This window comes from Porticoccus sp. (assembly GCF_041592135.1).
GTDB lineage: Bacteria > Pseudomonadota > Gammaproteobacteria > Pseudomonadales > Porticoccaceae > Porticoccus.
In genome coordinates this window covers 1-8,122 of the sequence record NZ_JBFHQR010000115.1, presented here as the reverse complement: position 1 = coordinate 8,122, position 8,122 = coordinate 1, and the positions used below count along the sequence as shown (strand labels likewise).

9 protein-coding genes are annotated in these 8,122 nt (G+C 56.5%); 3 read left to right on the top strand and 6 right to left on the bottom strand.

What is annotated here, in order from left to right; genetic code table 11:
- Window positions 1-79: 79 nt before the first annotated feature.
- Window positions 80-1,444, top strand: a complete 1,365-nt coding sequence (locus tag ABY948_RS09885; protein WP_461482370.1) for an MFS transporter — start codon at window positions 80-82, stop codon at window positions 1,442-1,444.
- A gap of 81 nt (window positions 1,445-1,525) precedes the next feature.
- On the opposite strand, the gene ssb is transcribed toward ABY948_RS09885, so the two are convergent.
- From ssb to ABY948_RS09855, 6 genes are all read right to left on the bottom strand, one after another.
- Window positions 1,526-2,008, bottom strand: a complete 483-nt coding sequence (ssb, locus tag ABY948_RS09880) for a single-stranded DNA-binding protein (RefSeq protein ID WP_461482369.1) — start codon at window positions 2,006-2,008, stop codon at window positions 1,526-1,528.
- Between the two features lie 73 nt (window positions 2,009-2,081).
- On the bottom strand, window positions 2,082-2,717 hold the full coding sequence (locus ABY948_RS09875) for a glutathione S-transferase family protein (protein ID WP_461482368.1): 636 nt from the start codon (window positions 2,715-2,717) through the stop codon (window positions 2,082-2,084).
- Window positions 2,718-2,822: 105 nt separating this feature from the next.
- Window positions 2,823-4,196: an undecaprenyl-phosphate glucose phosphotransferase gene (locus ABY948_RS09870; protein ID WP_461482367.1), complete on the bottom strand. Its 1,374-nt coding sequence runs from the start codon at window positions 4,194-4,196 to the stop codon at window positions 2,823-2,825.
- 73 nt (window positions 4,197-4,269) lie between these two features.
- Window positions 4,270-5,484, bottom strand: a complete 1,215-nt coding sequence (gene fabB, locus ABY948_RS09865; RefSeq protein WP_461482366.1) for a beta-ketoacyl-ACP synthase I — start codon at window positions 5,482-5,484, stop codon at window positions 4,270-4,272.
- Window positions 5,485-5,534: 50 nt separating this feature from the next.
- Window positions 5,535-6,065 (bottom strand): 3-hydroxyacyl-[acyl-carrier-protein] dehydratase FabA, encoded by a 531-nt coding sequence (gene fabA / locus ABY948_RS09860; RefSeq protein ID WP_461482365.1) that lies wholly within the window; start codon window positions 6,063-6,065, stop codon window positions 5,535-5,537.
- Window positions 6,066-6,264: 199 nt separating this feature from the next.
- Window positions 6,265-7,227: a polyprenyl synthetase family protein gene (locus tag ABY948_RS09855; RefSeq protein WP_461482364.1), complete on the bottom strand. Its 963-nt coding sequence runs from the start codon at window positions 7,225-7,227 to the stop codon at window positions 6,265-6,267.
- 249 nt (window positions 7,228-7,476) lie between these two features.
- Here ABY948_RS09855 and rplU point away from each other — a divergent pair, with 249 nt between their 5' ends.
- Together rplU and rpmA are read left to right on the top strand one after the other, a co-directional pair.
- Complete coding sequence (rplU, locus tag ABY948_RS09850; RefSeq protein WP_461482363.1) at window positions 7,477-7,791, top strand: 50S ribosomal protein L21; 315 nt, start codon at window positions 7,477-7,479, stop codon at window positions 7,789-7,791.
- Between the two features lie 19 nt (window positions 7,792-7,810).
- Window positions 7,811-8,068 (top strand): 50S ribosomal protein L27, encoded by a 258-nt coding sequence (rpmA, locus tag ABY948_RS09845; RefSeq protein ID WP_461482362.1) that lies wholly within the window; start codon window positions 7,811-7,813, stop codon window positions 8,066-8,068.
- Window positions 8,069-8,122: the final 54 nt, after the last annotated feature.

Here is an 8,122-nt window from a genome sequence, read left to right as displayed (position 1 = left end):
GGCAGGCCGCGACTCCCCTACTTATTCCTCTGCCGGCCCTTTATAATGCCCCCTTTCTGATGTCAGCGCTGTCATTCCCATGAACTCACTGGAACGCAAAAGCCTGGTTGGTTTGGCCTCTCTCTATGCCTTCCGCATGGTGGGGTTGTTCATGCTGTTGCCGGTATTGGCGCTGTATGCGGGCAATTATGCGGGCAGTACTGCTTTTCTGGTGGGGCTGGCACTTGGTGTGTACGGCCTGACTCAGGGGCTGTTCCAGATTCCACTCGGCTTCCTGTCTGATCGCATTGGCCGCAAGCCGGTCATTGTCGGTGGTATGTTGATGTTTTTGGTCGGAAGCCTGATGGCGGCATTGACGGATTCCATGTGGGGGTTGATTGCCGGGCGGGCCATGCAGGGAGCGGGCGCGGTGGCCAGTACCATTATGGCGCTGTTGTCGGATTTGACCACGGAGCAGAATCGTACCAAGGCGATGGCAGCGGTGGGCGGCAGCATTGGTATCTCCTTTGCGTTTTCCATGGTGTTTGGACCTATCCTTGCCCATAAGTGGGGCCTCTCCGGGTTGTTCTGGATTGCTGCCGTGTTGGCCGTTGTGGGCATTCTGATTCTGATATTCGTGATTCCCACCCCCGCGACGCTGGTACACAACGCGGAAGCCGAAGCCGTTCCGGCCATGTTCAGCCGACTCCTTCGGGATACTGAGCTGCTGCGCCTAAATCTGGGGATCGGCACCCTGCATTTTGCCCAGATGGCCAGTTGGGTGGCGGTGCCCGTGATGCTTGAGCAAAGTCTGCATTTCCAGCGCAGTGATCACTGGCTGATCTACCTGGGGGCGATGGGATTGTCGTTCCTGTGTATGTTGCCCTTTATCATCATTGCCGAGACCCGGCGCAAGATGAAGCCGGTCTTCGTGGCGGCAGTGGTGGTGCTGGGCGTCGGTGAGTTGTTGTTGGGGACGGGGGCGACCAATAGGTGGTTGTTCGTGTTTGGCCTGTTTGTGTTCTTTATGGGTTTTAACCTGCTGGAGGCGACGCTGCCGTCGCTGGTGAGCAAGTCCGCCCCGGCGGGCGGGCGGGGAACGGCGATGGGAATTTATTCCACCAGTCAGTTTCTCGGTGCTTTTGCCGGTGGCGTTGCGGGTGGTTTTGTTGCCCATCATTACGGCTATCAGCAGGTTTTCTGGATGGCCGCTGCGATGATTTCCCTATGGCTGCTTGCGGCCTTGACGATGAAGAGGCCGCGACATCTCAAGAGCCTGGTTGTATCACTTGGGCCAGAGGAAAGGATTGTCGCTTCGGATTTTGTCGGCAAGGTGCCGGGGATAGTCGATGTCGTGGTGATACCTGAACACCGCTTGGCCTATTTCAAAGTGGATCATGACCTGTTCCAGCACGAGGCGATGGAGACGATCCTGGGGCGCCCCATGGAGCCCGCTGCGGCCTAGAGGCCTCTCTGGTTATTAAGAGATGCGAAAAATAAAAACCCCTCGGCAGAGGGGTTTTTTTGTGGATGTGTCGGTGCTTGCTTAGAAGGGGATGTCATCGTCAAAGCTGTCAAAACCCGGGTCCGGTGCACTGTTGTTGCCGGGTGCAGCAGCAGCCTGGGGCCGACCCTGTTGCGCCGGCGCCTGTTGTGTTGACGGCATCTCGTCGCTGTAACCGCCCGCTCCGCCACGGCCATCCAGCATCTGCATTTCGCTGGCGACGATCTCCGTGGTGTAGCGATCCTGCCCGTCCTGCCCCTGCCATTTGCGGGTGCGCAGGGAGCCTTCGATATAGACTTTGCTGCCCTTTTTCAGGTACTCAGCGGCGATCTCAGCCAGGCGATTGAAAAATACCACCCGGTGCCACTCTGTGCGCTCCTGCGGTTGGCCGGACTGCTTGTCTTTCCATGTTTCACTGGTTGCCAGTGTCAGGTTGGTGACCGCGCCGCCACTGGGCAAATAGCGGGTTTCCGGGTCCTTGCCCAAATTGCCAATCAGAATAACCTTGTTGATACCCCGGGCCATGCCTTGCTCCAATTCCAGAAATTCAAGTGCGAAGTGTACCTTGGAAAGCCGTGACTGTCATGGCGCAGAGGGCTTATGGGTTAGCCTTGATGCTGGGCCGTTGTGAAACCCGTTGATGCCAGTCAAGCAGGTTTTTACACTCGGGAGGAATAGTCGTGCCGCTCCAGATGGCGAAGTCTATAGTGGCCAGGGCGGTGATATCCGCCACCGAGAAGTAGCCCTGGACGAAATAATCCTTGTCTCTCAAATGGTTATTAATATCGTGGTAGAAGTTGTTGATGCGTTGCCGGCCACGCTCCACAAGTTCAGGGATCTTGTTGTAATGGTGGGGACCGATCAGCGCCCGCCCCTCAAACCAGTCCGGGCCGTTGCGAAACAGGTCTGCAACCGCCTGGAAGCCGTTGGTGAAACAGATGTTGTTCCACATTTCGACCAGCCCGATTTCCCTGGGGGTTCGTCCATATAATGCAGGTTGCGGGTAAACGGCTTCCAGGTAACGGCAAATGGCGTTTGTCTGTGAAAGACAGGTGCCGTCGTCAAGTTCCAGCACGGGCACATCACAATTGGGGCTTTTGCTGCGGAAATCTTCGGTGAGCTGCTCACCGTTCATCAGGTCCACTTGTATCCGTGGGAAGTCGAGGCCTTTCTCCGCCAGGAAAATATTCAGGCGGCGGGGATTTGGAACCCCTGGATAGTCGTAGAGTTTCATCTGCATCCCCCGTTGTTATGGTCGGTATGCAAGCGATACTAACCCTTTGAGGGCAGGAGGGAAACGGCGTGTTGGCGCCAGTGAGCCTGGCGTGAGTGTGGCAGGCTAAAAGGCGTTTTTATGGATGAGCCCCTTCACCAGGGTTTGCAGGATGATTTTCAGGTCGAGCCACAGTGACCAGTTATTGATGTATTCCAGATCACACTCCACGCGCTTTTCCATTTTATCGAGGGTGTCGGTGAGGCCGCGATAGCCGCGGATCTGTGCCAGACCGGTAATGCCGGGTTTGACCTTGTGTCGCCACATATAGGATTCCACCAGATCCTTGTAATACTCGTTGTGAACCAGGGCGTGGGGGCGCGGGCCGACGATGGACATCCGTCCCTGCAGCACATTGATGAACTGGGGCAGTTCATCCAGGCTGGTGCGCCTCAGGAATGCGCCGAGCTTCGTTACCCGGGGGTCGCCAAGCTGGGCTTGTATGACAGAACCGTCGCTTTCCTGATGTACCTCCATGGAGCGGAATTTGTACACTTTAAAGCGGCGGCCATCGCGGCCGTGGCGATACTGCTTGAACAGGATGGGGCCCGGTGAGCTGAGCCTGATCGCCAGTGCGATAAACAAACAGGCAGGGGTGATGAGTAGGCAGATCAGTGAACCAATACACAGGTCTTCCAATCGTTTAACTACCCGGTTAACCCCGCTCAGTGGGGTGCAGCTGATATCGATGGCATAGTGCCCAACGATGCTGGAGACCTTGTGGTTGAGTAGCTGGATATCCTGGAAGTCCGGGAAAAAACGGATGTCCATGGTCGAGTGGCGCAACTCGTAGACAATATCCTTGATAAAGCTGCCCATGCTCAATGGCATGTCCAGCCACACCTCGTCGGCGGGGCGCTGGTTCAGTTCGGCGATCAAGCTGCCGCTCTGGATCCAGTGCTCGATCTGCTTTGCCCCCAGGTAGTCTACCGCCTGATAACCGGAGAGGCGCAGCTCTTCCGCCTTGAAAATGGCACGGCAGTGATCAATATCGGGTGAGATGAATAAGATCCTGCGCAGGTTTTTGCCCTTTAACCGCAGCTGCCGCAGGTAGAGAAAGTGGATACAGCGATAGCCGACACCGCCAAGCCATACCAGGGCCATGGCGTAGGCAATCCACAGGCGCGAGAAGAGGTCGGAGGTTTTGGTAAAGACCAGAAAAATAGCGAGAATCGCCAGTGCCAGGGCAAGACCCAGGGTGTAGCGCTTGATCAGGGTGAGCAGCTTCCTGCCGCGCCAGGAGTCGTAGACGCTGGTAATGGTGAGGCAGAACACCAGCAGCAGGGCAGCGCCACCCGCCAACACTTGAAATTTGGCGCCCATGGAAACCTGGCCAAATCGGAAGGCGTGGGCCAGGACACTGGCGAGAATGACGATGGCAAAGTCGATGATGGCGATGAGGGGGGCAAAGGTGGGCCTGTAAACCGATGTGGATATCATTTACAACACACAATGCCCGGGAATGTATTGGGGTTTTCTTGCCGCCCCGGGATGCCCCGGGGCTGGCCAAGGACTAGTTGTAGCGCTGGAAGACCAGAGTGGCATTGGTGCCGCCGAAACCAAAGCTGTTGGACATCACCCGCTGCAGGTTGGCATTATCAACCCGTTGGGTGGCAATGGGCAGGTTGGCGGCTTCAGGGTCGAGATTGTCGATATTGGCGGAAGCACAGATAAAGTCATTTTCCATCATCAGCAGGCTAAAAATGGCCTCCTGCACTCCTGCGGCACCGAGGCCGTGACCGGACAGGGATTTGGTGGAACTGATTGGCGGCACGTTATTGCCAAAGGCGTCCTTGATGGCTTTCAGCTCCTGAAGATCACCGACCGGTGTGCTGGTGCCGTGGGTATTGATGTAATCAATGGCGCCATCGGTGGTGGCCATGGCCATTTTCATGCAGCGCACAGCGCCTTCACCGGAGGGGGCCACCATGTCATAACCGTCGGAGGTCGAGCCGTAGCCGACGATTTCGGCGTAGATTTTTGCACCGCGGGCCAGGGCGTGTTCCAGTTCTTCCACCACCAGGCAGCCGGCACCGACACCGGGTACGAAGCCATCGCGATCGGCGTCGTAGGCGCGAGAGGCCTTTTCGGGGGTGTCGTTGTATTTGCTGGACAGGGCGCCCATGGCGTCGAACATCCCGGCCATGGACCAGTGCATTTCCTCGGCGCCGCCGGCAAACACCACGTCCTGTTTGTCCATCTGGATCAGCTCCATGGCGTGACCAATACTGTGGGCGCTGGTGGCACAGGCGGAAGCAATGGAGTAGTTGGTGCCCTTGATTTTAAACGGCGTGGCCAGGCAGGCCGATACGGTGCTGGCCATGATCTGGGTGACTCGGTAGGGGCCGGCCTTTTTGATACCGCGTTCGCGCATCACATCGATGGTTTCGGTAAACATCTGGCCGGAGACGCCACCGGAGCCCATCACCAGTCCGGTGCGGACATTGGAAACCTGGTCATCGCTCAGGCCGGAATCGGCAATGGCGCGGTCCATGGCGATATAGCCGTAGGCGGCTGACGGGCCCATGAAGCGCAGTACTTTGCGATCGATATGTTCGGCCGGATCCAGATCCAGACTGGCCGCGACATTGCAGCGCAGGCCCATGGCCTGAAAATCTTCACGAAAGACGATACCGGAACGGCTTTCCAGCAGTGATTGGGTAACAGTTTCTTTGTCATTGCCGAGACAGGAGACAATGCCCATTCCGGTAATTACCACACGTTTCATCGGTTACTCCCCAGACCGGCCATCAGATCCGGTAATTGTAATAGAAAGGATCAAAAGTTGTCAGTGGATTCAAATAGTCCGACGCGCAGATCTTTGGCGGAGTAGATTTCACGACCATCAACAAACACCTTGCCGTCGGCAATTGCCATTTTTAACTTTCTTTCCACGATTCTTGAAATATCAATACGATAGCTGACCAGTTCGGCATCCGGGAGAATCTGGCCAAAAAACTTGACCTCGCCGGCACCCAGTGCCCGCCCCCGGCCGGGGTTGCCTTTCCAGGCCAGAAAGAAGCCGGTCAACTGCCACATGGCGTCCAGACCCAGGCAGCCAGGCATCACCGGGTCGCCGTGAAAATGGCAGCCGAAGAACCACAGGTCTTTGCGAATATCCAGTTCCGCCGTAATCATCCCCTTGCCGTATTCGCCCTCTTCGGCGTGAATGCGGGTGATTCGATCCACCATCAGCATATTGTCTGCGGGCAGTTTGGCATTGCCTTCACCGAAAAGGTCGCCATTGCTGCAAGCCACGATTTCTTCGCGGGTATATGAATGCTGCGACTGGGGAACAAATATGGTCATTGATTGGGTTGCCTTTACGTTACTCTGGTGGATTGCGGGTCGAAGGGGCGAATTTTAGCCGATCCCATGGTTAAGTCCAGAAAATCTGGGCATTCGGGGGACAGGAGACTTCCCGATAAGCTGAGTGCTGGTTGTTTGAGAGGGCGATAAGGGGCAAACAAACCTGACGGCCGAAATGTCTTGCGTGAATGTTCAGTTTCTAGAACGTCCTGCTGAGCGCGAAGTCGGCCAGCGTGGACATGGCGCGCAGTTCAGCTGAATCCGGCATGCCTTCCAGGCAGGCTTGTGCTGCCCGGACATGGTGTCCTGCGCGCTCCAGGGTGTAATTCAGGGCGCCGGTGGCGTGAATGGCCTCGAGGATGGCATCGAGCTGATCAATGCCGCTGTCGGTAATGGCGCCTCGGATCAGCTCAGCCTGCGCTTGGGTGCCGTGCTGCATGGCGTAAATAAGGGGCAGGGTGGGCTTGCCCTCGGCGAGGTCGTCGCCGACATTCTTGCCCAGTTCGTCCGTGTTGCCGCTGTAATCGAGGGCATCATCCACCAGCTGGAAGGCCATGCCGAGGTGATGTCCGTACAGGCGCATGGCTTCATGCTGGCTGCGATTGGATCCGGCGAGTACCGCGCCCGTGTGTGTGGCCGCCTCGAACAGTTGCGCTGTTTTCTTGCGAATCACTTCGCTATAGGCATCTTCGCTGGTATCGGGATCGCCGGCATTGATCAGTTGCTGGACTTCCCCTTCGGAGATGATGTTGGTGGTGTCGGCAATAATGCGCATGATCTCCATATCGCCGATGTCAACCAGCATCTGGAAAGCCCTGGAGTAGAGGAAGTCACCGACCAGCACGCTGGGCGCATTGCCAAAACGGGCATTGGCGGTCGCCCGGCCACGGCGCAGATCAGAGGTGTCTACCACATCATCGTGGAGCAGGGTGGCGGTGTGGATAAACTCGATGATCGCCGCCAGGGCAATGTGCTGGTCACCTCGATACCCGCAGCTATTGGCGCTCAACAGAACCAGTAGGGGGCGCAGACGCTTGCCGCCGGCGTCGATGATGTATTGGCCGATATTTTCCACCAGGCCAACATCGGAATGCAGTTGGCTGACAATCAGGTCATTGACCTGTTGAAACTGGGGTTTGACCGCTTCGTGAAAGGGCAACATGCCGTAGCCTTGTCGTTCAGTTATTTATCGGCGCGTGATGATGGTGGCAGTGCGTCATAAGGATGGATGGGCATCCTAGTGAGGGGCGGCAAGCCTGTCAAGTTCGGGCCCGGTAGCATCGGGGTTTTAGGGCTGTTTTGTACTTGCGGTGGAGAGGGCTTTCACTTAGAATTCACGCCCTCGCAAAACCGGCCTTGGGGAAATCGTTCCCCCGGCTTAGAACAGGCATGAGCGAATACGGAGCATAATATGTACGCAGTGATTAAAAGTGGTGGCAAGCAGCACCGGGTACAGGAAGGTGAATACCTGCGCCTGGAAAAGCTGGAAGTCCCCACAGGTGAGAGCTTTGATTTCAACGAAGTACTGATGGTTGCCGATGGCGACAACATCACTATTGGCGCGCCCCTGGTAGCGGGCGGCAAGGTGACAGCCGAGGTGCTGAGCCACGGTCGTGGGGACAAGGTGAAAATCATCAAGTTCAAGCGTCGCAAGCACTACCGCAATCAAATGGGCCACCGTCAGTGGTACACCGAAGTTAAAATTACCGGCATCAGTGCTGGTTGAGAGTAAATAGGAGAATATCATGGCTCACAAGAAAGCTGGTGGTAGTACCCGTAACGGTCGCGATTCCGAAAGTAAACGATTGGGTGTCAAGCGCTTTGGCGGCGAGCAGGTCGCTGCAGGTAACATCATCGTTCGTCAGCGCGGCACCAGATTCCACGCAGGCAACAATGTTGGCATCGGTCGTGACCACACTCTCTTTGCCACTGCGGATGGCGAAGTGAAGTTCACAGTAAAAGGTCCAAACAACCGTCAATATGTGAACGTTATTTCCGCCTAAGACCGGATTTTGATTAAAAACCCCGCTTAGGCGGGGTTTTTTTGTGTTTGTCTC

Coding starts and splice junctions, on each gene's coding strand:
- ABY948_RS09885 (WP_461482370.1), top strand. CDS start 80: ATGAACTCACTGGAACGCAAAAGCCTGGTTGGTTTGGCCTCTCTCTAT.
- ssb (WP_461482369.1), bottom strand. CDS start 2,008: ATGGCCCGGGGTATCAACAAGGTTATTCTGATTGGCAATTTGGGCAAG.
- ABY948_RS09875 (WP_461482368.1), bottom strand. CDS start 2,717: ATGAAACTCTACGACTATCCAGGGGTTCCAAATCCCCGCCGCCTGAAT.
- ABY948_RS09870 (WP_461482367.1), bottom strand. CDS start 4,196: ATGATATCCACATCGGTTTACAGGCCCACCTTTGCCCCCCTCATCGCC.
- fabB (WP_461482366.1), bottom strand. CDS start 5,484: ATGAAACGTGTGGTAATTACCGGAATGGGCATTGTCTCCTGTCTCGGC.
- fabA (WP_461482365.1), bottom strand. CDS start 6,065: ATGACCATATTTGTTCCCCAGTCGCAGCATTCATATACCCGCGAAGAA.
- ABY948_RS09855 (WP_461482364.1), bottom strand. CDS start 7,227: ATGTTGCCCTTTCACGAAGCGGTCAAACCCCAGTTTCAACAGGTCAAT.
- rplU (WP_461482363.1), top strand. CDS start 7,477: ATGTACGCAGTGATTAAAAGTGGTGGCAAGCAGCACCGGGTACAGGAA.
- rpmA (WP_461482362.1), top strand. CDS start 7,811: ATGGCTCACAAGAAAGCTGGTGGTAGTACCCGTAACGGTCGCGATTCC.